The sequence below is a fragment of the Microcoleus sp. C2D2 genome (assembly GCF_036702495.1).
GTDB lineage: Bacteria > Cyanobacteriota > Cyanobacteriia > Cyanobacteriales > Microcoleaceae > Microcoleus.
In genome coordinates, this window is sequence record NZ_JAUBTO010000078.1 from 1 (window position 1) to 25,689 (window position 25,689).

Consider the following 25,689-nt stretch of genomic DNA (forward strand, 5'->3'; position numbering starts at 1 on the left):
CGCGGTTTGTTTTTTTGGTCGCTATCCATCCCCACCCTGTAGACGGATGGGGAATTCCGCGACATTTAGGTTAAATCCGTTAAATCTCCTCCATTCCTCCTTGCCCAACTTCCTTGTGCCATATCACGCAAAGCGAGGTAAAATCTGTGCTGTGGGAGACTGTTGAAGGGGAATCTCGATCGCAAATTCTGCTCCTTTTCCGGGTTCCGAAAAGCACTTCAATTCTCCACCGTGTTGGTTCACAATAATTTCATAGCAAATCGAGAGTCCCAAACCGGTTCCTTGGCCGACCGGCTTAGTAGTAAAGAAAGGGTCAAACAACCGCTTCCGAACATCTTCTGTCATGCCAGGACCGTTATCAGAAATCTTAATCATTACCTTTTTTCTCTCACTTAACTCCGTGCGAATCCGAATGGCAGGCATCAGGCGGGTAGAGTTAGAAATTGATGATTGAGTATTTGTACAGGACTCTTTTTGGTCGCCTGCTTGGGACTTTTTATGGGTTTTTTCCTCGACATTTTGGTGTTTGTTCCACTCACCAAGAGCGTAAATGGCATTAAGTAAAATATTCATAAATACCTGATTGAGCTGTCCGGGATAGCACTGCACCAGCGGCAAGTCGCTGTATTCTTTGTGAATTTCGATCGCCTCCTGGCCGGGTTTCCCTTTAAGCTGGCTTTGCAAAAGCATAATCGTGTTGTTGATACCCTCGTGAATGTTGACCTGCTTCATTTGAGCTTCGTCTAACCTGCAAAAATTCCGCAGCGACAAAACGATGTCGCGCACTCTTTCTGCACCTTGCTGCATGGAATTTAACACTCTCGGCAAGTCTTCCAGCAAATAATCGAGTTCGAGTTTTGCTGATTCCGCTTCAATTGCTGCGATCGATTCGGGACAGTGCTGCCGATAGATGTCGAGCATGCGAATTAAGCCTTGAGTGTACTCTTTAGCGTGGTGCACATTGCTGTAGATAAAGCCGATCGGATTGTTAATTTCGTGAGCTACTCCTGCTACTAACTGCCCCAAAGAAGACATCTTCTCTGTTTGAATTAGTTGAGTTTGAGTGCGCTGAAGTTCCAGCAGAGCAAGTTCTAGCTGTTGAGCTTGATGCCTCAACTGTGCTTGCGATTCCCGCATCGCCACGGTTGCTAACTCGTGAATTTGCAACTGAGAAAGTAGCAGTTCGTGTACGTCTAAAAGTTGGTAGCGCTCCGGTTCAACCTGCACTACAATTGGTTCGTGGATTAGTTCGGGCGATCGCTCCAAAGACTGTCGCACTGCCGTCATAATTGAGGTTTTGCGATCGAGAACCAACATCTCTGTTTTAGTAAAGTGGTAGAGTATCAACAAAGGCTGTTGAGAAAATAACTCCAAGCTGTAGGGGCGGCTCATGTGTTCAAAAAAACGCCGCCGCGAAATCATCCCTGTAAACTTTCCTTCCTGAGTGATGATGATCCCGGGAAGTAAAGGGTTTGCCTGAAAAATTTTAGCAACTTCGTCCCCCGGACACTCAGACTCTAGGAAAAAATCGTAGAGGGTTAATTCCTGTAGAGTCGATCGCAAACCAAGCGGCGATTTCAGGGGACTCAACCCGTCATTTTCATACACTGCACCCTCCTTTGGTAATTGGCAGTAGCGGTTGGCTGCTGGACTATTGCGTACTATTTGAACTGCATTTTCTAATCTTTTTATAGCTTGGTCATCAACTCCCATGTGCTCGCTCCAATCCAGTTAATTCAGCAGGATTTTTTTTGCCTTAAATCGTGCTGGTGTCACCCGAAATGATATTGCAGGTTAGATGAATTTAATAGCAGACACCCCTGTAAAACCTGACTGTGTAGTAAATTTTATCTATCCAAGATTCTACTAATCCGAATATAGCAGTCCTAACTATTTTTAATGTTTGATGACATTAATTTGCTGACGATGGATAGACCTCTGCCACCTGTGACAGTACATTTGCTATTACCCCTTGCGTAAAATTATATTACAATAAAACAAGACTAGCGACAAATCGGCAGCCGATCGCCCACTTTTAGAATTCAGGCAAAACCGGTTTCGGGCAATTGCCAATAAATCTCAATTGTCAGTTTTTTCGCACAAATGCCGATCGCTCTCAACCCGGGGATTGTATTGCAGGTAGTCTCCAAGCCAGCGACAGCCGATTGCGAGCAATTTGTCAACTTCTGCAGTTTCTACTTTAGCAGCATCGAGACTCCAAAGCTTCACCGACGAATCTTTCCCGGCAGATGCTAAAGTTGTGCGATCGGGACTAAAACTCACACTCCACACATCGGCTTGATGTGCCCTAAAAGTTTGCAGCAAAGTGCCATCAGGGCGCCAAAGTCTCACCTTACCGTCCGTACTGCCCCCGGAGAGCATCTTGCTATCGGCGCTCCAACTGACAGTACCCAAACCTGCTGTAGAATCGTCTAGAGTTTTGAGCAACTTGCCGCGGGTGTTCCAAAGTTTCACCTTCCAATCGTGACTCGCAGAGGCAATCATCTCGCCGTCAGGGGAGAAATTGCAGCCCCACACTTCATCTCCGTGTCCTAAAAGAGTTTTCTCAAGTCGAAACTGTGTTTCCCCGCTGCCTTTCCAAAGTTTGACAGTTCCATCCTGACTGGTGGAAGCCAACATATTGCCGTCGGGACTAAACCTGACTGATGTAACTGGTCTAGTATGTCCTTTTAAAGTTTGCAGCAAAACGCCCCCTGTACTCCAAATCTTAATAGTTTTATCTGAACTGGCAGTAGCAATTAGTTGGGAATTCGGGCTAAAACTCGCGCTCCAAACTAAATCTCGGTGTCCTTTCAAAATTTGCAGTAAAGTTCCGTCGCTACGCCAAATTCTGGCAGTATGGTCAAAACTTGTAGAAGCAATTAACTGACTGTCTGGACTAAAAACCACTTCACTAATTGAATGGCTGTGTCCGGGCAAACTCAAAATCAGCTTGCCGTTGGGCTGAAAAACTTTAACAGTAAAGTTGTCACCCGCACTCACAATTAACTTGCCATCGGGGCTGAAATTAGCCGTGTGTCCGTTAGTCAAACGATTGCGTTCTCGGACTGCATTTAGCGTTTGGTGCAGTATATTTACTATCTGTGCTTTTAGCGCTGGGGAAACTTCTATTTCTCGCATTTTTTTTGCCGCGCTGACTGCTGCGACTAAAGCTCCTAGCTGGTCGTAACTTAGGGAAATATCGGCGGTGGATTTGAGGGCTTCAATTTGGGTAATTATCGCTTGTTTTTTTTGAGTGTCAGCACGAGTGGCAACTCGCTGTGCGTGCAATACGACGCTAGCAGAGATTGCGGAAACTGCCGCGAGGCCGAACAAACTTAATTGGACTGTTCGCTTGGCTTTTTGCTGAGCTTGAGTCAATACTAAATTTGCCTCTGCAAATATTTGTGAGGCTGCTTTTTCTAGTTCCAAAGCTCTTTGAACTTCCCGATTTTCTAACTCTTGGCTAGCTGATAGAAATTGATAATCGCGATCGCCCAAACTTTTGTCTGCAGCCCAGGTTAACGCTTCTGCCAGAGCTCGGCCTTGCAGCAAGCGGGAAGTGTCGCTATGGTTGGATGCTTCCCAAGCGACGATCGACTCGGAGTAAGGCCTGCGCTTTGCTAATTCTTGCTGTATCCATTCTCGGTTAAAAACTGAGGCGTAAATTGGGTTGTAAACTCTCAGTTTTCCTTGGTCTTTGACGATTAAACCAGAGAGTAACAGTTCCATTTTTTCGGAACTGTCTTCAGATCCCGAAGCTAACCCCCCGGCCGGGGGGCTAAGATAGCTTAACTCTCCTGCTGGTTTTTCTGTCTGGTTCGGGAGAGTCACGTTGGCTAAAATTTGTTGGTAAAGCCCCAGCAAACGGCCGGTGCGCTGGGGATTTCTCAGGAGGCGATCGCGAATTGTTTTTAGGTGTTCGGGTTCGTCTTGAAATTCCCAGTTTTCCAATGTGCTCAACTGCACTAATTCGGCAATGAATAATTGACAGTTGGCGGAGCGATTCCAGTCGCTGCTTGTTTCTGCTGCTAACTTCTGAGCAGTTAATTGACAAATCTTGTGAGTGAGAAATGGCTGTCCTCCCGTCCAGGCTAATATTTCTTTGAGAATTTCTAGGGAATTTTCTCTGGTTTCCCCCCATCCTTGAGCTAAAGGTGTGGCTTCTGCAAGCTCAAATCCTTTGAGTTCAATGGCGCGACCTATATTAAACGGAGTTCGGGTTTTGTCAGAGATTAAATTTTGAGGAGTCGCGACTCCGAATAAGGCAAAAGTCAGGCGGTTATATTCGGGATTTTCGGCGCGTTTGTTGTAGCAGCCGCGCAACATTGCAAAAAAGTCGTCGCTGGAGAAGTTGAGGGAGAGAATGCTGTCAATTTCATCGATAAAAATAACGATATTGCCATCGCTCGAAGGAAGCAATACCTGTTCGATAAATTCATTTAATCTGACGACAGGCGGCAAGTGTTCTCGATCGCGCCACCAAGTCCTGACATTCATCTTAATTTTAAAGCTGTTGGCGAGAGTGGCTGTAAAACCAGCATACCAATGCACGGGAGTTATTTGGGCAGTCCCAATTCCTGTGATGTCAACCATCCCGCAGGCGGTGTTTTCTGCTTGCAACCGGCGCGCTGTTTGCACCCGCAGACTCGATTTTCCCATTTGCCGTCCGGTGAGCACGTAGCAAAACTCGCCGGCTTTTAACGAGTCGTAAAGTTCGCGATCTGCTCCTCTGGTGACGTAGGTAGGAGCATTCGCCGGTAAACTGCCGCCCACTTGATATTCAAATTCTGTCGCTGGCAAATCGCACACGGAGAATAAAGGAGATGCAAAAGGAAATAATTCTATTTTACCCGACTTTTCCCCAACCTCCACTTCCATTTGAGGAACTTGGTTTGGTTGCGATAATATTTCGCTCATTATTACTTCTCCTTCCCTTTAATTTTAGGCAATTGTCATTAGAAACTCTGCTTGATGTTGATTCGAGGAACCTCGGGGGGGCTGAAGCAGGCGAGGGCGATCGCACTCTCGCTAAATTGAAATGATATTTGAGGAAAGTAAGCGACGGTTTCCATGTACGATTTGCCCAGGTAGATGTGCTAACTCTATAAACGGCCCGGCGATCGCACTTTCAGTACGATGTCAGTATTTCTACCTGTACACCTATTGAGTCTGAGTCTCTGAAAGTGTGAATGTCGCTCTGATCCTTTGGCTGTCAGGATTGGATGTTTTTCAAGGCCTTGGCGGTGCGAGGCACTAGAAGCAGACAGTTAAAGGAGCGGCACAAGGGGAGTCGGCAGCTAACGCCCACGGAGGACGGCTTTTAGGCTTCGCCGCCGATCGATTTTAGATTTTAGATTTTAAATTTTAAATTTTAAATTTTAGAATTGACCCTACTGATAAATCCGGGGGCAAGTGAAGAGGATTCGGAGCTTTTTTATCGCTCCAGGGATAAATCCGGGTGCCCCGGACCAAATTGCTTGATTGTCAAAGATTATCAAAGATGAACACAGAAAAGTACGACAGCAGCAGCAATATCACCCAAAAGAATGATTGATCGACAAAAAGTTGCGTGTTATATTTCAATATAATTCTATACAAAAATACTTTTACCTAAAAGGAGAACAAAAAATGGACACACCTACAGAGCGCGTACAAGAACCAGTCGGGACAAGAGAGCTAGAATCTATACCTGTATCTGAAAAAATTGCTGCCGACAAAGTTAGTGAGGTTAATTTTGAAACGACTCCTTTAGAAACCCCTGCTTATACTCAGCAAAAAGTTAGCGTTGAGGAGTTGAAAATTAACGGCGACGATTTGGTTGCTAAAGTTAAACAACTGATTGACGAAGGCAATATCCGCCGCATCATTATCAAAAATGAAGAGGGACGGATCTTGGTAGAACTTCCTCTGACGGTGGGAGTAGTCGGCGGAGTGATCGGTGCGGCCTTGTTTCCAGTAATTGCAGCAGTAGGAGCGATCGGTGCATTAGTCGCTCACTTGACCATCATCATTGAAAGAACCGAGTGAAACTCTCAGGTCTAAAAACGCGCTCGATTCTTAAGAAATTACTTCCTTAACATCCCAGAGCGACAACTGAAGGCTCTCTGGGGGAAGAACCCACACGCCGGAGAGCCTTTTGATGGCAGCGTGTTGTCTGACAAGCGTTCATGCAATTCAATCTCAAAAAGACTCAATTGCACAGGTTTCGACGAGTCCCGCCGTACCTTTTTCAATCTTTTGGCAATAGTCAAACCATAGGTTTCTATTGCGTTTTTCCGTACATTCCTTGCAGCTTGTAAATGAGCATCGTCGATATGTCCGCAATTGGTACAAATAAACTTTTCACCATTGCGACTCTCTTTATCCACGTGCCGGCACTTACTGCAAGTCTGACTAGCATGCCGAGGGTCAACTCTGTATAGTTTCTTGCCTGACTTTGCAGCCACATATTCAAGTTTTTGGGTTAACGCATACCAACTGGCGTCAGCAATGGAACGCTTTAAACCACGTTTTGCTGCCTGACCATTGGGCAAGAATCGCGCGGTTTCAGAAGCAACGGGTTTGCACCGCTTCATCATATTTTTAATTTGCAAGCCTTCGACGGCGACAGCATCAGATTTACGGACAATTGTATTGGCAACCCACCACTGATGAGCCTCGCGCTTTTGCTGTATCTTATGCTGAGCTTTCCGCTTTCCGTCCAATTTTTTGTAAGGTGCTTAGGTTGCACCTTACATAATTATGTTCTGCGATCGAGAGCGTTTTAAGATTGTGCCAACCTATCCTAAGAAAGAGTTGGGTGAGCTAGTTTAACTTTCCCTAAAGCCCTCTTCCTGCTGTCAAAGAGTTTCATCACCCCGGCAGTGATGGTGTCGATTACATCGGGAGCACAGTAAGAGAGAAACTCTTCCGAGGAAATATGACCTGCAAAAAACTCGTGAGCTTTCTTCAAAAACTTTTCTGTTTCAGCAAAGCCGATAGATTTGATAATAAACGTAGAAACCGGGGAGTTTTTAATATCATAGGGCGATTCTTGATTGCGTCCTATTTCTAGCAGGTCTAACACTTCTCTTTGCAACTGACTTTCTAATGGGTAGGCGATTTGTTTGTTGGGCAAGTAATCCTCCAAAACCGATGTTGGAAATCCTGGTGCGCGCAATTCTCCCATCATAGTTGAAAGCGGAATATCGCGCCCCAAACGGTAGGAAAGAGCTTCTAAAAGGGCGATGGTAATTAGCTTGATACCCAGATAAAGTTTAGCAACTGCAATATTTTTTCTAGTTCGGGCAATCAGGTTAGCGTAGGCTTCATCGTCCGGCTCTTGCATAAACTGCTGGAAAACCAGTTCGGGTTTTAGGAAGTTCAAAAATCCTTCCATTTTTTGCAGAGACCTGCGATATCCACCAACAGTATAGGAATTGACATTGGTCAATTCGTGGTTTGTTTCGGGCATCAAATTCCAGGTATTGTCTAAGAAATTAGAGGAATTTGGAGAGGCAAAATTCTCTACATCCCGATTTGCTAACCGGACCGCTCGCTTGACAATTTCTATGGTTTGGGCATCGCTCCATCCGAAGTTAAAATCGCGATTCGCACTTACCAAACGCTGGTACAAAAGTTCGATCGCAGTCAAACCCCTGGGCGAAACGGGGCGAAAAGGAATAGTAGCTTCGATGCAAGCGACAATTTCGGCGATCGTACTAGGTGGCAAAAAATCCTCCAAACATTTGGCAGCAATAACGCCACTCAAAAATTCGTTTTGGCCCGCAAACGGAGACAGAGCCTTGCCGGGAATAAACCCAAATACTGAGGCCACGAGCTGATACATGGCATCGTCGGGCAGTTCGGTTTCATCTCTAATCACTAACTGCGATCGCACCTCTTTGACAAAAGGAGAAAGGGCGCTGCTAATATTGAAACTTACACCCTGATCGACTTGCACGTACACGAGGTCGTGAAACAGGGCAGCCAGCACCTCGATCGGATCGACTGACCCCCCGACCTCAAAAATGTGTTCCGACGTGTGAAAGTAGCGCCAAGGCCCTCTCATCGTTTGAATGATTAGCTCAGCTATCTGCTCCAGCTTTGGAAGGTCTACTCGACCTCCCAATTGCTCGATCGAGCTTACCAAGCAATCCAAGCACCGTTTTTGTTCTACGAAAAGCTCCATTTACGCACCTCCAGTGCAGTCCCTGATTGTCTTGCGTTTGATTGCATGGTATCAAAACACGCTACGATCCTGCCATGATTTGTCACCCTAAAATTGCAAATTTTAGGGTGAAACAGGGAGAGGGGGGAGGCAAACAGGGAGAGGGGGGAAGGAAACAGGGAGGGAGAGGGAGGGAGATAGGCAAATTAAATATTAACAATTCTGGATTTGTGGAGATTCTGGCAACTTGGGCCATCAGTATCATAACTTACAGTAAAGGTGACAAAGAGTTGGTAAAGCCTTGATGAATTTTTGATGAATTTATGATGAATTTTTGACAAAAGCTGTCGGTGGGTGGCATTTACACCAGCTTCAAGCTGCTGTGGTGTAAATACTGCGTCCTGCCGAGCGAATAACATTCGTAGACGTGCTGGTAAGCCTCTTGGCATTTGCGCTGATACGCTTCGGTTGAGTAGCTTTCGGGCAATTGGTCTAAAGCTTCCTCGATCGCCACTTTAACTGCTGCCTTGCTTTGCTGTCGCCTGCGCCAATCTCAGACTAATTTTTCTTGCGTGAGGGTTAACAAAAGTTCCTTTGCTACTTTCTTGATTTCGTGCTTTTCTTTCTCGGTTAAAGTAATATTTGGGTGGTCAAAAAGTCAAAAATTGCTAATTATTCCTCGGTCAAGTTTTCGGATATTGCACGTTTATCTTCAAGATTGAGTTCTTGTACAATCTCGACAAAATCGGCAAAAAATATCTCGACATTGCGAGAAACGCTGTTGTATCCATCAATCATTTGCTAGAACTTTTCTAAGTAATTCATCCGGCTTTTTTTGAGGCGTAGAATTTGGGTTAGCTGGCGGCTAATTATGCCTTTGAGTTTCTCTGTTTCGGTGTGTTTGTAACCAGATGCCAACAGGGCTTTGAGCCATAAATTATATCAGCATGAAGGTGGGGAAAGCTTCAAAGCTTCTGACTTCTGGAAACAGATTTCTTTAATAGCTACAATACTCATCAATCAATTTCAAAGTCGAATTAGCTTGGCGAGGCTTAACCATAGACCCAGCTCAGGTTTGAGATATTTTAGTCTATTATACTCTGACGCTTTGTGACAGAAGAGGGATACCGCAAGAGTTTTGAGTTTTTTTATGTTGGGAGGGTTAGCGATACCCCTCGCTTTCGTCGGGCCCCAACCGGTTTCTGTTTTAGCCCAATAGCCCTTGCTGTGAGTGCGGACTTGCTGGGGGGTTCCGGCTTGAGGTGAGTGGCGATACAGCGAATACCGCCCTTGACGGCCGCCACCATAGTGGGGCAGTTCTAGGGCCGGGATTTGGTTTTGGCTAGGGGTAGCAACACCAAGGCGAATCACCTATCCCCACCAGTTAATGCAGGCACAAACGGGCTGGTCAATTTCTGTGCCGCAGCGGCGCGTTGAGCAAATTCCGATATCTTGTTGCAAGGCGATCGCCTGGAAGTCTCTGGAGGTAAAGCTTTTCCAGTTGCTTAATCACAGGTTTTTCTTGAAACCTATAAGGTTGCTGTAGATAGTGTCGATAGGTCTTTCCTCGCTTAGCTAAACCGCCGAAATCCCCACACTATACCTGTAATCAGGTTAGTGTGGGATCGATCCGGCGGGCCAACGCAGGTACGGAGTTGACCAATTAATTCTCGTAGTCATTAATTAATTTATCAACAAACTCTCTCAAACGTTCTTGCCAGTCAGGAACAGCCTTAAGTTTTTCTTTTTGCCCTTCATAGCCTTTGAATCCAATTGTTTCCTTGTCTAAAGGACGGTTCAGCCGTTTCTTTGCCCCTAGTTTGTGATTTTTTTGAAAAGGCATTGACAGGACTCAGTATATAGGTTAACTTATATATAACATTCATTGGACAGTCGGCTCAATGAGAACGGCATATCAATACAAACTACGCCCTACAAAGTTAAAAACCATTGAGATTGACAGATGGTTGTCGATGCTATGCGCTCAATATAACTATTTGTTGGCCGATCGATTTAACTGGTATGAGCAAAACCGTTCTCCTATTAATGCCTGTCCTCTTATTTGTTACCTGTCTGAACTGCGGGACAATCCAGATTACTACTCACAAAAAAAGACGCTACCTCAGCTCAAGAAAACTTACCCTTGGTATGGCGAGGTTTATTCTCAAGTTCTCCAAGATGTAGTTAAACGAGTTAAGGTAACTTTTGATCGTTTCCTAAAAGGTGATAGCAATGGAAAGCGTAGCGGTAGACCTCGATTTAAACCCCGCAGTCGTTACCGCACGTTTACTTATCCTCAAGTTAAAGACGGCTACTTGCAAAATAACTTAATCAATTTACCGATGCTCGGAAAAGTTAAAGTTATTTTGCACCGTTCTATACCGGATGGATTCAAAATCAAGACCGCTTCTGTCACCAAGAAAGCTGACGGCTACTACCTCACACTTTCACTAGAAGACAAGACAGTTCCAGAAATCAATCCTGATTTCAATCCACACAATATTGCTGGAATTGATGTTGGGCTGAAGGAATTTTTGACAGCTTCAGAGGGTGAAACTGTTGCAATCCCTCAACTTTACCGCAAGGCCGGGAAACGGCTACGGACGATGCAGAAGCGAGTCTCACGCCGTAAGAAAGGCAGCAACCGGAGGCAGAAAGCAGTTAAGCAACTAGGGAAGTGTCACAAAAAAGTAGCGGACAAGGGTAAAGACTTTCATTTCAAGACTGCTAACGATCTCTTGAAAAAATATGATGTTGTTGCAGTTGAAGACTTGAATGTTAAGGGGCTTGCCCGCACAAAATTAGCTAAATCTGTGTTGGATGCTGGGTGGTCAAGCAATAGTCGATACTAACGAATAAAGCCGTAAATGCTGGGAAAGTTGGTATCCCAGTAAGTGCCTATAACACTTCACAAGATTGTTCGGGTTGCGGTGAAAAAGTGCCGAAAAAGTTGCATGAAAGATGGCATGATTGTTCTCACTGTGGGTGCAGTCTTGACCGCGATCGTAATGCAGCCATAGTAATAAGAAATAGAGCGGTGGGTCATCCCGTTCTTAACGCTCAGTCAATGTCCGAAGCAATAGCTGGAGTCACCCAGAAGCCTACACCAATGGTGACAGCTTGTGTTGGTGTAGGAGTATGTCACATAGAGTTTATTTATTATTTTGGCTTGACTTCGCCCTTGAGTGCATTTATTCAAAAAGTATTGCGGTTTTCAGGGTTAGTCGCTACAATAGCCAAACTCTCAAGTAAAATCATCCCAACAACGAGACAGACATTTCCGATATCCGCTTATGACCATTGCCTATACTCCACCTTGGCTGCTGAACAACGGTATGTTAATGACGTTGTACACCGCATTAAGGGCTAGTCGCAGTTGGGAAAAGACAATCCCTTACCCAGAGCCTCCTTACCGAGAACACATCTTTACTGGTGCCTGTGGAGTCCCGATTTTCGGCCTTGTTGCCATCCCCGAAAATCCCCGATATACCATTGTCGGCACTTACGGCATTACTGGCGATCTGGATAATCAATGGTATCTCAAGCTACTAGGCCGTAAAGCCTATGCCCAAGGCTGTGCAGTGGTATTATTTGACTGGCGAGCTCACGGCAAAACTGCCCAACTCTCTCCCACCCTGACTTCTGATGGCCTGTACGAAGGCGAAGATTTCGTTCGGATTGCTGCGGCTGCTAAAGAAATGGGATGTCCCGCGCCTTTTTGGTTCACGGGTTATTCCCTGGGCGGACAATTAGCCTTGTGGGCCGTAAAATCAGCTCAGACGATCGCAGATTGGGGGCCTGACTTAGGGATCGAAGAGTCAGAACTAGCAGGCGCGGCGGTGATTTGCCCCAGCTTGGACTCGAACCGTTCTCTGTCTTATCTAGTTAAAGATGAGTGGGGGAAATTTTTAGAAAAGGCGATCGCGCGAGAGTTAAAAAAACTAGCAAAACAGATCGCCGCATCACATCCGGGGGCGATCGATCCTGCCGCTATTGAACGCGCCAACAGCATTTGGGGCTTTGACCACGAACTGGTAATTGGCCGGTTAGGTTTCTCCTCTGTGGAAGAATACTATGAGGCTAGCAGCGCTCTAAACATTTTGCCTGACCTCAAAAAACCTACTTTCATGCTTTATGCAGCAGACGATCCGATGTTTGACCCGGTGCTTGTCCCTGAGTTGCAAGCCATTAGCGCGAACAATCCTGCCTTAGAATTAGTGGTGACAGCCTACGGCGGTCATGTTGGGCATATCAGTAGTAAACGTTGTCAGCATCAATTTGCTGATAGCGATCGGTGGTGGGCATGGAATCGGATTTTACAGTGGTTCGATGCCTTGAGTGTTGATTGAGATTATAAAATAAAATCTGAACACTCCTCGGCAATAGTTGCGGGGAGGAAAGAATTAGGGGGTTTAATCCCTCCAGTCCAGAACCTTAAAACTATTTCGCAAAAACACTAGATATCTGGGCACAAGCTGAAAGTGTACAAATAGTGGAAAAACTGTTGGAATTGGGAGTGAAATTATGTTCAAGTAAGCAAATCAGAAATTATTTTGCTCACTCCTGTTACTGTACCTCTTAGTCGCGCAAAGTGCTGTATCGTCGTGCTGTAACGAGCTGCTTCTTTAAATTGGGGCGAATAATCGATCGTAGCGGCGGAGGTTTTGCCACCGAGTGCCACAGCAAGTGCAGCAATGGCACAGATGATGACTATACGTTTTGCAGAGATAAAAATAGCTTTGATATTCATAATTATCGAGCTTAATTAAGGATTAATATTAAATCCAGGTTAGGTATCCCCTTTATAAATCCTCTGTTTGGAATCAGAGTCTAAGCCAAGAGCTTCACTTCGAGAGCAATGACAATACAGGGGGGTAATCAGCCCGGATTTGATATAAGTGGGAGAGAGGGGGAAAGTTAATTATGGGCGAACGGCCGGACATGATATTACGAAGTTTTCTAATTGCTTCATTGAGATAATTTGAAGGTGGCGATCGCCTATCTTGTAGTGCGATCGCACTCGAGGTGTCAGTCAAACTCATTTTCAATTAATGAACCGCCTCAACAGGTCGTTCTCCGTCAGGCGCGCGCAGATATTCCACCATCTCTTGAATTGCTGGTGGTGGTGGTGGGGTGAGGCGAGAAACAACTAAGGTGACAATAAAGTTGATAATCATGCCTAGCGTGCCGATTCCTTCAGCGGAAACACCGAAGAACCAGGGTTGCATACCACCAAACTTCACCCCGATGATGTAGAAGAGCGTGAAGACAAGACCTGTTATCATGCCCGCGATCGCACCTTCCCGGTTTGTCCGCTTATCGAAGATACCCAGAACAATAATCGGGAAAAAGCTTGAGGCGGCTAAACCAAAGGCAAAGGCAACCACCTGCGCCACAAATCCTGGTGGATTAATGCCCAAGTACCCAGCAAGCGCTACAGCCAATCCCACCATCATGCGACCGACAAACACCTGTTGGGACTCCGAGGCATCCGGACGAATGATGCGATAGTAAACGTCATGGGCAATGGCACTGGAAATTACCAATAGCAAACCCGATGCTGTAGACAGCGCCGCCGCTAGTCCACCTGCGGCAACCAGAGCAATTACCCAAGGAGCCAACTTTGCTACTTCTGGCGTTGACAGGACGATAATGTCCGGGTCGATGGTAATCTCGCTAGTTGCCTTATCCGGCGTCAGCTCAACGCGCCCATCATTGTTCTTGTCCTCAAAGGTCAACAACTTGGTTTTTTCCCACTTGTTTACCCAATCTAGCTGTCGTACTTGTTCGATCGGTCGATCGTGCAAGGTGTTAATCAGGTTGTAGCGAGCAAACGTGGCTAACGCTGGGGCACTGGTGTAAAGCAGCGCAATAAATAGTAGCGCCCAACCCGCAGAGAACCGTGCAGCTCGCACGTCAGGAACGGTATAAAAGCGCACGATGACGTGAGGCAGTCCGGCTGTTCCCACCATCAGGGAAATCGTGATGAACAGCACGTCCAGCATTGACTTGTTGGCAAAGGGTTGAGTGTATTCCTTGAAACCTAAGTCAACCTGAAGTTGGTTGAGTTTGGGAACAATATCGCTGAAGGTGAATGCCAACTGGGGAATGGGGTTGCCCGTGAGCAAAAATGCGATCGCGCCGGCGGGAATCAGGAAAGCAGTAATCAAAATGCAATACTGGGCTACTTGCGTCCAGGTGATGCCTTTCATCCCTCCCAACACTGAGAAGAAGCCAACAATCACCATGCCGATAATCACGCCAGTGCTGATATCTACCTGAAGAAAGCGGCTGAAGACAATGCCCACACCGCGCATTTGTCCCGCTACGTAAGTCAGGGAAACGAACAGGGCTGCGACAACGGCGACTAAACGGGCGGTGTTGGAGTAATAGCGATCGCCCACAAAATCCGGTACCGTATATTTACCGAACTTCCGCAAGTAAGGGGCAAGCAGCAACGCTAGCAGCACGTAACCGCCAGTCCAACCCATCAAGTAAATTGAACCGTCGTAACCCAATACGGAAATTAACCCCGCCATTGAGATAAACGATGCTGCCGACATCCAGTCAGCAGCAGTTGCCGCGCCGTTGGCAATTGCGGGAACACCTTGCCCAGCTACATAGAAACCGGCACTGTCTCGCACGCGCGATCGCCAACCGATATAGAGATATAGAGCAAACGTGAGAGAGACTATAAAAATTGTCCAAATTTCAACTGACATGACACACCTTTACTTTCTGATACCGTATTTGCGATCGAGCTTATCCATCTGGATGGCGTAAATAAAAATCAGCACCACAAAAGTCAAGATTGAGCCTTGCTGTGCCATCCAAAAGCCGAGAGGCAAGCCACCGAGACGCAAGGCGTTCAATGGCTCAACCAGCAGGATGCTGAAGACGAGTGACACTAGCGCCCAGACAATCAAGAGATTCCGAATTAAAGCGGTATTGGCACGCCAGTAAGCTTCGCGTTTGTCTTTACCGATTGGTTCGAGGTCACTATCAGACATCAGAAAAACACTCCTTTTAAAATCGTCTTTTCAACCAACCTATTCTTTCATTTCACAGTCATAGCATCTGAACCAAAATTTTCCTTAAAATACTGCTCAATGTTCGGTTTTTTCAAGCTGTTATATTTTCTAGGCTGCATCGCCACCCAGTTCCTCATTTTCATCTGCGATCGCCTTCATCGCCGCATTAATCGCCCCGCCAAGATCCTCAGCTTCCGGGCGATCGATCAAATATTCATGCGGGGGCAGTTTCCGGCAAATAAAGCGCCCAAGAGTGCCTGGTAATCTGTCTTACCCACGGTGCGCCGCCTGCTGCTTCCCGCTGCTATTTCCTGTGAAAGCAGGGCAAACTTACAGTCAGCGTAGAGCAGAAAAACCAACCCCAAAACGGGGACGGAATATTCGGAAGGCTTGAGCTTAGAGTTGGCCGGCTCGTTCGTCGGCTGCTTCCCAAAGGCGTTTTTCGAGTTCGTTGTAGAAGGCTTGCATTGTTAGGGTTATCTTCCCACGTCCTTGATTGATTCCCTCGTCCTCGGCAACAACAAACAGCACCGCCTCCTACAAAATCTTATTTTAGTTTAGAGACGGGGCGATCGTATCAAAACCAAAGAAACCGGGTTTTTGACCGTTGCGATCGGTGGTAACTCACATCTTGCATTACTTCCAATAACCGCCAGGGGTTGAAACCTCTGTCGAGAGAGCGAAAGTCCTCTTTAGAGGACTAAAAGCCTTTTCCTATCAGCTTTTGAGTCGGTTTTAGCTGAGAGCTTGCACCATTCTCAATAATCCTTTGTTTTATGAACAGGCAAGATGCCTGTTCCACAAGAAAATTCATCTCTTGTGGAACAGGCATCTTGCCTGTTATTGAGAATTGTGGAATATATCGGTTTTAACTCACATCTGACACCATTCTCAATAACCCTTCTCTGGGCGGGATCTCCTGCCCAACCCCTACTCCCCACAAGAAAACCCACTCTTCGCTTCACAGGCAAGATGCCTGTTCTTGAGAATGGTGCAAGATATCAGTTTTAACTCACCGAAGAGCACCATTCTCAATTACTTGTTTAGGAACAGGCTTTCCGGCCTGTTCCACAACAAAGCTCATTCTTTGTGGAACGGGCTCTGGGGCCCGTTCTTGACAATGGTGCAACATATGAGTTTTAACCGACTTTCGCTGTCAGAGGGCGGTTTCAACCCCCGGCGGGTTAAAGAGAATGGGGCTCTTCGGTGAGTTTTAACGCTGTATTCTCGTCCAAAACCCGGTTCCTGACTGCCCGCGCGTCGATTTTCAGCTTTTAGAGAGATGTAAAAACTCGCCCGATCGCTACACTATTAACTAGAAACTCAGCAATTTTGGAGACTAGGTGAATTGAAATTCGTGTCCGACCCGCGAATAACAGTCAAAATCCGCAAAATGAAAGAGCGGGTGCGGTGGCAAGAACAGTCGATCGTCGATCGGGGAATCGACCAAACTCGGATAGTTTTAGAAACTCCAACCACCGACTCTCCAGAGTTTTCGTTTTTAGTCGCAGGCGACAGCGGCACGGGCAACCACCGCGGCTACAATCCCCAGCGGCAGATTGCCGAACAGATGCTCTCCGAACGCGAAACTTGCCGTTTCGTCCTCCACACCGGCGATGTAGTTTATCTCGTCGGTTCCAGCGAATATTACTTCCAAAACTTTATTCGCCCCTACCGAGAATTTATAGTCGGCGGCGAGCATCCCTCCCGGATTGCCTACGATCGCATGGTGTTTAACTTTCCGTTTTTGCCCGTACCGGGAAACCACGACTATTACGACTTGCCGATAGTCTACGGCATTCTGTCGGCGACAGCTTTGCCGCTGCGCCGGCTGTTGGGTTCCAAGTTGGATCTCGATGTCGGCTGGCACGGTTCCGATCGCGGAAATGCCTACGCCAAAGCGTTTCTCGACTACCTGCAAGCTCACAAAATGCCCGGAGAACTCGATCGCCACCTAGACGCCCACTACACCGCCAGCACCAGCACAGGCCGCTGCCTCCGCTACCAACCCGGACGCTTTACCCGCTTACCCAACCGCTACTACACCTTCCGCAGCGGCGGCATAGACTTCTTCGCCCTCGACTCCAACACCTTCAACGAACCGTTACCGATCCCGAAAACCAAACAGGGCAACATTCGCCGCCAGAATTTGGAACTCGACCGCCAGAAATTGGAACAAGAAAAATTGGCAATGCTCGAAATGTGCGATCGGCTCAACCCCCAAATTCCCGAGGAAGCCGAACAGCTAGACGACTTGGCCGCCAAATTAGAGCAAGTTGACGAAATGCTCATGGATATTGACAAACAACTGTCGCCCGACAACACAGCCGCCACCGACTTTGAACAGCTCGAATGGCTCAAAAAAAGGCTGATTGACTCCTGGCGCGATTCCCAGGTGCGGGGGCGGGTAATTTACCTGCACCATCCCCCCTACGTGACCGAGGCGACAAAGTGGAATCAAGCTCAAACTTTGGCGGTTCGGTTGCGATTGCGCGAGGTGCTCGACACGGTGGCCGATGCAGTTGGGGAGGTGGCCCGGGGGCGTCCCCTAGTAGATTTGGTGCTGACTGGCCACGCTCACTGTTTGGAATACCTGCGGACTGGGAATACCGGACACGGCGACTCTGGGATTAATTGGATTGTCTGCGGGGGAAGCGGCCACAGTCTCCGCCGCCAGCGCCCGGAAGGGCCGGTGTTGGAGGAAGTATTGAGTCCAGAAGCTTATCGGTTGGCGCGTGAGGGCGGGCGATCGCCAAAAGGCAGTCGGCGGATAGCGGAATGTTTGCTATTTGTCGGCCGCAGCGGCCAAGGTTCCTACAAACGCCGTCCTTATTCGTGTTTGCGGATTGATGTTCTCGATGGGTGCCCCCCCAAGTTCCGCATCCGACCTTTGGTTGTCGAACGATTTGAGGGGAAATGGCACGAGATATCGATCGAACCTTTTGTGATTTAACGAATGAAGTTGCCGTCAGGATCGGGTTTTGCCGCAGCAAACGGCTTAATTCCTCAGCTTGAAACTCTCAAGATTCTCTCTCAAACCCGGAAATCTTCAATAGACTGGCATTGCATTCATTCGATCGCCATAACAGGAAATTATCTGCGTTAATCAGCGTTAATCTGCCTTGCATCTGCGGTCGATCTATCAATCAAAGATTAAAGCAATACAAGTCTCATCTTTGCACTCAACTTAATTCAGGAGAAAAATTCAATGATTGCTAACTTAACCGCCACCGGCTGGGAAATTATTTACCACCGGGCCCACGCTTTGCTCGCCGCCCAACTTGGCGGACAGTGGAAGCGCTCGAAATCTCCGGTTCGCCTCTACGAAACCATAGCGGCGATTTCGCATCACGACGATTTGGAGAAAGAGTGGGAAGAAAATATTTTGACTGAAGCGGGCGCGCCCTTTGATTTTACTTTGCAGACGGAAACTTCTCTGCCGAAAATTAAAGTTATGGCGCAGAATGCCCTATATCGCGGTCGCTGGGTAGCAATGCTGATTTCTATGCACATGAGCTTTCTCAATGAAGGAAAGCGGGGAGAATCGAAGGAACTCGACGAGTTTTTGGACGAGCAACTGGAAAATCAAAAAAAATGGCGCAAAGAGTTGAAAATTTCCGAGGAAGATGCTAAGGCAGCTTATGCTTTTTTCCAGTGGTGCGATCGGCTATCATTAATTCTTTGCTGCCGCGAGTTACCCGCCGGAGAACGAGCTTTAGAAATTAGTGTCGGTCCGGACGGCAAGCGCTACGATATTGTACAGAACAGCAACCAACTCGTGACTGTAACTCCTTGGCCTTTTGAAGACGATAAATTTACTGTGAACGTCGAAGCGTGCCGCTTGGATAAAGTCAAATTCGACAGCAACGAGGAAATCAAGGAAGCGCTGCAAAAAGCTCCGCGCGAAGTCTTAGAGTGGACTTTTGTCAAGTCTTAATTAAACCTCTAGCACAAATACAGCACCGTTCTAGGTTTGTAGCGAGAACTTCAGTCCGAGCGAGTTTTATGAGGACTGAAGTTCTCACTACAAACCCATTTGATTGTTGCCGATTGACCGGAGATAATATTATCAATGAGCAATTACCCATTACCAATTACCCATTACCAATTACCAAATATGAGACGTTCAGCTTGCCTAATTTTCAATCCCGTCGCCGGCCACAGCGACCCCGACCAAGACTTAGCTAGAATTCAGGAACTTTTAGAGCCTCTTATTGACTTAGACATTCGGCTGACAACCCCAGAATTAGACGCCGATGAAATCGCCCGCGAAGCAGTTGATAGAGGAGTTGAGGCAATTATTGCTTGCGGGGGCGACGGGACATTATCCGCAGTTGCTGGGGCGATTGTCGGCACAAATATTCCTTTAGGAATTATTTCGCGGGGAACTGCTAATGCTTTTGCTAATGCTTTAGACATTGCGAATACAATTGATGCCGCCTGCGAAAATATTTTGGGAGGGTTGACGCGGGTGGTGGATGCGGCGATTTGCAACGGTGGAATGCCGATGGTTTTGTTAGCTGGAGTGGGCTTTGAGGCAGAAACTGTCGAACTAGCCGATCGCGAAATGAAGAATCGCTGGGGAATGCTGGCTTACATTCTTTCAGGAATTAAACAGTTAAACAATTTAGAAAGATTTGAAGCGGAAATCGAAACCGAAGATAGAATTATCAGCCTTACTGCTGTGGCGGTGACAGTGGCGAATGCAGCGCCGCCTACTTCCATTTTAGCTCAAGGCCCGGCAGGGATTATTTTTGATGACGGCTTGCTGGACATAACGCTGGTGGCACCTCAGAATAAAGCTGGGGCGATCGCAGCTTCTTATCACCTATTGCAAACAGCTTTGAGCGGCAATCCTACGGATCGCGACGACATCGGTTATTTGCGGGCAAAAAAAGTAAAAATTAGTGCCGCTCCGCCTCAAAAAGTGGTTGTAGACGGCGAAATCATCGGCATGACTCCGGTTTCTATTGAGTGCGTTCCGGGAGGTTTAACTATTTTTGTACCGCGAGTAGAAGAAGAGCCCGTGGCGGAAAAACTCACTGGTTTAGCGGACATTGAAATTACATTGAAAACCGTAACTTAAAAATTTTAGCGACACAAACAATAAGAAAGACCGCCCGGGCGGTCTTTAATTTTTATGCGTCTAAAATTTGGCGAATGCGGCGTTCCAAACGTTCTAGGTCGAGTCCGCCTTCATCGCGGCTGATGCGGCGCACGGTGACGTTAACATTGCTCAAATCTGCCAGCAAATCTTGCAGGATTTCTTGTTGCTGCCGAGCTTGAGTTATTTCGCGCGGTTCCTGCACCAAATCGCGAACAATTGTATCTTCCGCGCGCGAAGCAACGATCGGGTCTGGTTCGCCGTCTACGTGCACGAAAGTGCGCCGACCAGGCCCCCGTTCTTCCTCAATTGGTATTACTGCTGTTACTCGATCGGAGCGTACATATTTGCCAAATCCCAGGTGGACTAAGACAGAAGATTGTATTTTCATAGATAGCAAGTTTTATTTGTTAGTTATCTATATTTTAACTTTGAGAACTATGATATGACCACTAATCTGAGAGCTATTATTACTACAATATATGTCGGTTTTTTCTCGGTATTGTAGTGGTCATATTTAATAAAAAATGCTAATATCTGTTGTCATAGCATGATGGCTCAAAAACCGCGTTTTTTAGCGAATCTGCGGGCTGCAACGCGTCTTTTGGTGGCAACCCGGTTTCGAGGACTCGGAGGGCATGGGAACCCAAAAACCTGGTGGTTACGGGATCTTCGGGCTACAACCGTCTTTTCGTAACAACCCGGTTTTTTTGGTCGGAGTGTCTAAGTGATGGGTTAACATAAAAATAGAGCAGTTTGCGATCGCCCCGCAACACATTTCAGGGACACAGCCTACCGATTCTAGATTTGAGCATTACGACCGCGGACAAACAGGAATACCTCAATGATCCCAATTAGTCTCGACTTAGTTATCAGCCTCCTGACGGCAATTCCCTTCGGCACTATCAAAGACAAGTTTCAGCGCAACGAAACTGTCATCAAATTATTAAAAAGATTTAACCTCGACCCCGATGCTCCGCCCGCAGATTTTAGCGGAGTTTATGTTTATACTTTAGTAGAATACGGCGCTGGCAAACCCAAGCAGATTTTAGAACTGTTTCGCCAAAAAGAGATTGAATCAGCATTTCGCAAAGCCTTCGAGTCCGATAGCCCCGCCATTTTAATTAAAGCAGGCGATGACTATCTGAATGAGAGTGTTTTAGGCAAAGAAATTCGAGATTTAGGCATTGACCCCAGACGGGAATTCATGGCATTTGCCGCCGTGTTTATGGAAGTAGCAAAGCGGACGCGGACGCTGGGAGATGTGATGGTGGGAAATGCGATCGCCTCTTTGCAAAAACGCCTATCTATGGTACTCGATCGCATCGAACGCCTCCCCACTATCGAAGGAATTCGCACCGAATTTGCACGCTTAGAAACCGAAGATTATCTGGGACTTCCCGCAGCAGCATCAACGAATATTCAAAAGTCTCAAGCCTTTATTTTATCGCAGCAAGTTCGAGGTTGGTTTGAAACATTAAGTTATAAGTTTGAGCCCTATCAAATCTCGGAAGATAACTATTTTGAATGGATTATCAATGTCCCCGTCAGACGCAATCGGTACGATCGCATTTTAGTGCGCGGAATTGCCGGAGAAGCGGGACTCAGGGATATCTCAGCCTTGCGCGAATCTGTAGCAAAACAGCGCACCGATGAAGGTTGGTTAGTCACCGCCCGCCGCATCAGTCGCGCCGCGCGGGATGAGGTAGAGAAAGCCGAAAATCGTAATTTAGCTTGCTATACGTTTGATGAATTACTCGACCAAGATGCCGATTTTACCGCTTATCTGGATTGGCTAGAAACAGAAATTACCAGCCGAGGAATTGATACCAAATATGTGCCGCTAGCTTGTACGAAAGAAGAAATAGACCCCGATACTCAGCGCAAGATAGGCGTGAGTCATTATGACGGGCGAGATGGCTGGATCGAAGGTTATATTGACCTGTGGTTGAATGACCCAGTAAAAGAACATATTTCAGTTTTAGGAGAATTTGGAACCGGGAAAAGTTGGTTTGCGTTGCACTACGCTTGGATGGCGCTGCAACGTTACCGAGATGCTCAAAAACGCGGCTTAGAACGTCCGCGTTTGCCGTTAGTAATTCCTTTGCGAGATTACGCCAAAGCAGTTAGCGTCGAGTCGCTGTTTTCCGAGTTTTTCTTTCGGAAACACGAGATACCTCTGGCGGGTTATTCTGCCTTTGAACAACTCAATCGCATGGGCAAGTTTCTGCTAATTTTCGATGGTTTTGATGAAATGGCCGCTAAGTGCGATCGGCAAGAAACCATCAACAACTTCTGGGAACTAGCAAAAGCCGTCGTTCCCGGCGCAAAAGTCATCCTCACTTGCCGTACCGAACACTTTCCTGAAGCCAAGGAAGGACGGGCATTGTTAAATGCAGAACTGCAAGCATCAACAACCATTTTAACAGGCGAAACTCCCCAATTTGAAGTATTAGAACTAGAAAAATTTAACGACAAGCAAATTCGGCAAGCGCTGTCATTTCAAACAGAAGCCGCGACTGTCGAAAAAGTGATGGGAAACCCGCAACTATTGGATTTAGCGCGTCGCCCGGTGATGACCGAGTTAATTTTGGAAGCATTGCCCGATATTGAAGCTGGAAAACCAGTCGATATGTCGCGGATTTATCTGTATGCGGTGCGGCGGAAGATAGAGAGAGATATCAAAGCAGAACGCACTTTTACTTCTTTAGCAGATAAGCTTTACTTTTTGTGCGAACTGTCTTGGGAAATGCTGTCTACAGACCAAATGAGTATCAATTATCGCGGTTTTCCCGATCGCATCCGCAGCTTGTTTGGTTCCATCGTGCAAGAGGAAAAAGACTTAGACCACTGGCACTACGACATGATGGGTCAAACGATGCTAATCCGCAATGCAGATGGGGATTATACTCCGGCGCACCGTTCGTTATTAGAGTTTTTTGTCGCTTATAAATTTGCAGCAGAATTGGGAGTTTTGGCGGCAGATTTTACCGAATTAGTTGCGCCCGAACAGTCTTGTGTCAATCCTGATGCAGAACCTCGATCGTACACTTGGTCTAATTATTGTCGGCTTCAGGCCCAGAAGAGAAATAACAACGAACTTATCGCGCCTTTAAAGGGATTTGTTGCTGAAGATTTAGGTCAACTTCTTCAGAGTTTCGGACAAGCGCCGCTGACTAAAGCTGTGATGGATTTGTTGTTGCCGATGTTGGATGCAATTTTTCCCCCCTTGTTAAGAGGGGCCGGGGGGGATCGTGACGGTGCTAGCCAGGAGAGATCCCCCCAACCCCCCTTAACAAGGGGGGCTTTAGAGAAGTCGCCCCTACTCGAAATTATAGAAGCAACGCGGGGCAAAACAGAAAGCGAGGTGGGTTATGTGGGAGGGAATGCGACGACGCTGTTGTTAAAAAAGGACAAGACTGCTTTAGAAGGTAAAGACCTCTCTAGTGCCGTTATTTTAGGTGCAGATTTTACAAAGGCGACGCTGCGCCACGTCAATTTTGCTGAAGCGAATTTGGCTAATTCAGCTTTTACTAAAATCTTCGGCAGTGTTCGATCGGTAATATTTAGTCCTGATGGCAAACTGTTAGCTACAGGTGATAGTGATGGCGTAGTTCGCTTGTGTGAAGCTAGCAGTGGAAAAGAAATATTGACCTGTAAAGGACATACCAACGTCGTGGAGTCTGTCGCCTTCAGTCCAGACGGCGAGATACTTGCTAGCGGGAGTTATGACAAAACAATCAAGTTATGGGATGTCAAGAGTGGTGAATGTTTAAAAGTGTTGCATGGACATACCGAATCAGTAATGTTTGTCACCTTCAATCCTGATAGAAATATACTCGCTAGTGGGGGTTTCGATGGCACGATAAGGTTATGGGATATCCACACAGGTGAATGCCTCCAAATTTTGCAAGACCATACTAAAGTTGTATTTTCAGTTGCTTTCCATCCTGCTGGTGAGATGCTTGCCAGTGGAAGCGGCGATGAAACATTAAGGCTGTGGAATGTCGATACTGGTGAATGTCTCAAAACTTTGCAAGGTCATACTAAAAACGTGTTTTCAGTTGCTTTCGATTCTGCTGGTGAAATACTTGCTAGTGGAAGCGCCGACAAAACAGTGAGGCTGTGGAATATCGGTAGCGGTGAATGTCTCAAAACTTTGGAGGGACATTTGGGTCAAGTACGGTCAGTAGCCTTCAGTCCAAATGGCGAAATACTCGCAAGTGGAAGTTACGATCAAACAGCGAAACTGTGGGATATCCGCACTGGTGAATGCTTGAATACTTTGCAAGGACATTGTAATCAAGTAGGGTCAGTGGCTTTCCATCCTGCGGGTGAAATACTTGTTAGCGGTAGTTACGACCAAACGCTGAGGCTGTGGGCTATTAACAGCGGTGAATGCTTGAATACGCTGCAAGGGCATAGCACTCAAGTAAGGTCAGTAGCCTTTAGTCCAAACGGTGAAATTCTTGCCAGCGGCGATGACGAACAAACAGTCAGGCTGTGGGATGTCAACACTGGTGAATGCCTCCAAATCTTGCAGGGTCATCTCGATCGGGTACATTTAGTTGCCTTCCATCCAAACGGTGAAATACTTGCTAGCGGCAGTTATGACCAAACGCTGAGGCTGTGGGATATTCGCAGTGGTGAAGGCCTCAATATTTTGCTAGAGAGTGGAAAAGAAGTACGGTCGATCGCCTTTAGTCCTTCGGGTGAAATACTTGCCTGTGGTAGTTATGACCAAACGGTGAGGCTGTGGGATATCCGCAGTGGTGAATGCGTCAAAACCTCGCAAGGGCATAACAGTTCATTATACTCGGTTGCCTTCAGTCCTTTGGGCGAGATATTTGCCAGTACAGGTTATGACGGAACGCTGAGGCTGTGGGATATCCATACAGGTGAATGCCTCCAAATCTTGCAGGGGCATACCGGTTGGGCACGCGCGATCGCCTTTAGCCAGAACGGTGAAATACTTGCCAGTGGAAGTGTGGATCGAACAATAAGACTATGGGATATCCATACTGGTGAATGTCTCCAAATCTTGCAGGGGCATACTGATTGGATACGTTCAGTTGCCTTTAGTTATTCTGGTGAAATAGTTGTTAGTGGAAGTGTCGATCTAACGGTAAGATTATGGGATATCCGTACAGGTGAATGTCTAAAAATTTTGCAATGTCATACCAGTAGAATTAACTCAGTTGCCTCCAGTTCTGATGGAAAAATTATTGCTGCTTGCTGTCGGGATGGCACAATTAGACTTTGGGATATTGAGACTGGTGAGTGCCTCAAAATATTGAAAAGTGACCGACCTTATGAAAACATGAATATTGCCGGAGTTACGGGTTTAACGGAGGCTGAAAAAGTCACGCTCAAAGCTTTAGGGGCTGTTGAAAATTGATCGT

General features: G+C 46.8%; 20 protein-coding genes. 8 read left to right on the forward strand and 12 right to left on the reverse strand.

Features of this window, described 5'->3' with window-relative positions; genetic code table 11:
* Positions 1-123 precede the first annotated feature (123 nt).
* The gene (locus QUB61_RS22750) at positions 124-1,713 is read right to left on the reverse strand and encodes an ATP-binding protein (RefSeq protein ID WP_333128676.1); all 1,590 of its coding nucleotides are present in this window, start codon (positions 1,711-1,713) and stop codon (positions 124-126) included.
* Positions 1,714-2,079: 366 nt separating this feature from the next.
* Entirely contained in the window at positions 2,080-4,920 is a 2,841-nt protein-coding gene (locus QUB61_RS22755) for an AAA-like domain-containing protein (RefSeq protein ID WP_333128679.1), read from the reverse strand.
* A 711-nt stretch (positions 4,921-5,631) separates the two neighbouring features.
* On the opposite strand from QUB61_RS22755, the gene QUB61_RS22760 reads away from it, so the two are divergent.
* Positions 5,632-6,030 (forward strand): DUF4342 domain-containing protein, encoded by a 399-nt coding sequence (locus QUB61_RS22760; RefSeq protein WP_333128682.1) that lies wholly within the window; start codon positions 5,632-5,634, stop codon positions 6,028-6,030.
* A 38-nt stretch (positions 6,031-6,068) separates the two neighbouring features.
* On the opposite strand, the gene QUB61_RS22765 is transcribed toward QUB61_RS22760, so the two are convergent.
* The 5 genes from QUB61_RS22765 to QUB61_RS22785 form a co-directional block, all read right to left on the reverse strand.
* Entirely contained in the window at positions 6,069-6,707 is a 639-nt protein-coding gene (locus tag QUB61_RS22765) for a transposase (RefSeq protein ID WP_333128684.1), read from the reverse strand.
* An 80-nt stretch (positions 6,708-6,787) separates the two neighbouring features.
* On the reverse strand, positions 6,788-8,173 hold the full coding sequence (locus tag QUB61_RS22770; RefSeq protein WP_333128686.1) for a hypothetical protein: 1,386 nt from the start codon (positions 8,171-8,173) through the stop codon (positions 6,788-6,790).
* A gap of 340 nt (positions 8,174-8,513) precedes the next feature.
* The gene (locus tag QUB61_RS22775) at positions 8,514-8,666 is read right to left on the reverse strand and encodes a hypothetical protein (RefSeq protein ID WP_333128688.1); all 153 of its coding nucleotides are present in this window, start codon (positions 8,664-8,666) and stop codon (positions 8,514-8,516) included.
* A 158-nt stretch (positions 8,667-8,824) separates the two neighbouring features.
* On the reverse strand, positions 8,825-8,950 hold the full coding sequence (locus tag QUB61_RS22780; RefSeq protein ID WP_333128690.1) for a hypothetical protein: 126 nt from the start codon (positions 8,948-8,950) through the stop codon (positions 8,825-8,827).
* A gap of 865 nt (positions 8,951-9,815) precedes the next feature.
* Positions 9,816-9,995, reverse strand: a complete 180-nt coding sequence (locus QUB61_RS22785; protein WP_333128691.1) for a hypothetical protein — start codon at positions 9,993-9,995, stop codon at positions 9,816-9,818.
* Between the two features lie 58 nt (positions 9,996-10,053).
* On the opposite strand from QUB61_RS22785, the gene QUB61_RS22790 reads away from it, so the two are divergent.
* From QUB61_RS22790 to QUB61_RS22795, 3 genes are read left to right on the forward strand one after another with little or no spacing between them, the layout of a single operon-like run.
* Positions 10,054-11,004 carry an RNA-guided endonuclease InsQ/TnpB family protein gene (locus tag QUB61_RS22790; RefSeq protein WP_445300270.1) on the forward strand — a complete coding sequence of 317 codons (951 nt, stop codon included), beginning with the start codon at positions 10,054-10,056 and terminating at the stop codon, positions 11,002-11,004.
* 32 nt (positions 11,005-11,036) lie between these two features.
* Positions 11,037-11,522, forward strand: a complete 486-nt coding sequence (locus tag QUB61_RS40025) for a zinc ribbon domain-containing protein (RefSeq protein WP_445300999.1) — start codon at positions 11,037-11,039, stop codon at positions 11,520-11,522.
* Positions 11,446-12,501 carry an alpha/beta fold hydrolase gene (locus tag QUB61_RS22795; RefSeq protein WP_333128692.1) on the forward strand — a complete coding sequence of 352 codons (1,056 nt, stop codon included), beginning with the start codon at positions 11,446-11,448 and terminating at the stop codon, positions 12,499-12,501. The genes QUB61_RS40025 and QUB61_RS22795 overlap by 77 nt, the downstream gene beginning before the upstream one ends.
* 179 nt (positions 12,502-12,680) lie before the next feature.
* On the opposite strand, the gene QUB61_RS22800 is transcribed toward QUB61_RS22795, so the two are convergent.
* From QUB61_RS22800 to QUB61_RS22815, 4 genes are all read right to left on the reverse strand, one after another.
* Positions 12,681-12,902: a hypothetical protein gene (locus tag QUB61_RS22800; protein ID WP_333128695.1), complete on the reverse strand. Its 222-nt coding sequence runs from the start codon at positions 12,900-12,902 to the stop codon at positions 12,681-12,683.
* A 298-nt stretch (positions 12,903-13,200) separates the two neighbouring features.
* Positions 13,201-14,874 (reverse strand): sodium:solute symporter family protein, encoded by a 1,674-nt coding sequence (locus QUB61_RS22805; protein ID WP_333128697.1) that lies wholly within the window; start codon positions 14,872-14,874, stop codon positions 13,201-13,203.
* A 9-nt stretch (positions 14,875-14,883) separates the two neighbouring features.
* Positions 14,884-15,162 (reverse strand): DUF4212 domain-containing protein, encoded by a 279-nt coding sequence (locus QUB61_RS22810; RefSeq protein ID WP_333128699.1) that lies wholly within the window; start codon positions 15,160-15,162, stop codon positions 14,884-14,886.
* Positions 15,163-15,579: 417 nt separating this feature from the next.
* Positions 15,580-15,714: a hypothetical protein gene (locus QUB61_RS22815; RefSeq protein ID WP_333128701.1), complete on the reverse strand. Its 135-nt coding sequence runs from the start codon at positions 15,712-15,714 to the stop codon at positions 15,580-15,582.
* An 862-nt stretch (positions 15,715-16,576) separates the two neighbouring features.
* Here QUB61_RS22815 and QUB61_RS22820 point away from each other — a divergent pair.
* The 3 genes from QUB61_RS22820 (at position 16,577) to QUB61_RS22830 (ending at position 20,269) form a co-directional block, all read left to right on the forward strand.
* Positions 16,577-18,136, forward strand: a complete 1,560-nt coding sequence (locus tag QUB61_RS22820) for a metallophosphoesterase (RefSeq protein WP_333128703.1) — start codon at positions 16,577-16,579, stop codon at positions 18,134-18,136.
* 255 nt (positions 18,137-18,391) lie between these two features.
* The gene (locus QUB61_RS22825) at positions 18,392-19,120 is read left to right on the forward strand and encodes a DUF3891 family protein (RefSeq protein WP_333128706.1); all 729 of its coding nucleotides are present in this window, start codon (positions 18,392-18,394) and stop codon (positions 19,118-19,120) included.
* A 180-nt stretch (positions 19,121-19,300) separates the two neighbouring features.
* Positions 19,301-20,269, forward strand: coding sequence for a YegS/Rv2252/BmrU family lipid kinase (locus tag QUB61_RS22830; RefSeq protein WP_445300271.1), 969 nt, complete (start codon positions 19,301-19,303; stop codon positions 20,267-20,269).
* A gap of 52 nt (positions 20,270-20,321) precedes the next feature.
* Here the strand turns inward: QUB61_RS22830 and QUB61_RS22835 are convergent, their stop codons facing one another.
* The gene (locus QUB61_RS22835; protein ID WP_333128711.1) at positions 20,322-20,678 is read right to left on the reverse strand and encodes a hypothetical protein; all 357 of its coding nucleotides are present in this window, start codon (positions 20,676-20,678) and stop codon (positions 20,322-20,324) included.
* A 453-nt stretch (positions 20,679-21,131) separates the two neighbouring features.
* Between QUB61_RS22835 and QUB61_RS22840 the strand changes: the two genes are divergently transcribed.
* Positions 21,132-25,685 (forward strand): WD40 domain-containing protein, encoded by a 4,554-nt coding sequence (locus tag QUB61_RS22840; protein ID WP_333128713.1) that lies wholly within the window; start codon positions 21,132-21,134, stop codon positions 25,683-25,685.
* Positions 25,686-25,689: the final 4 nt, after the last annotated feature.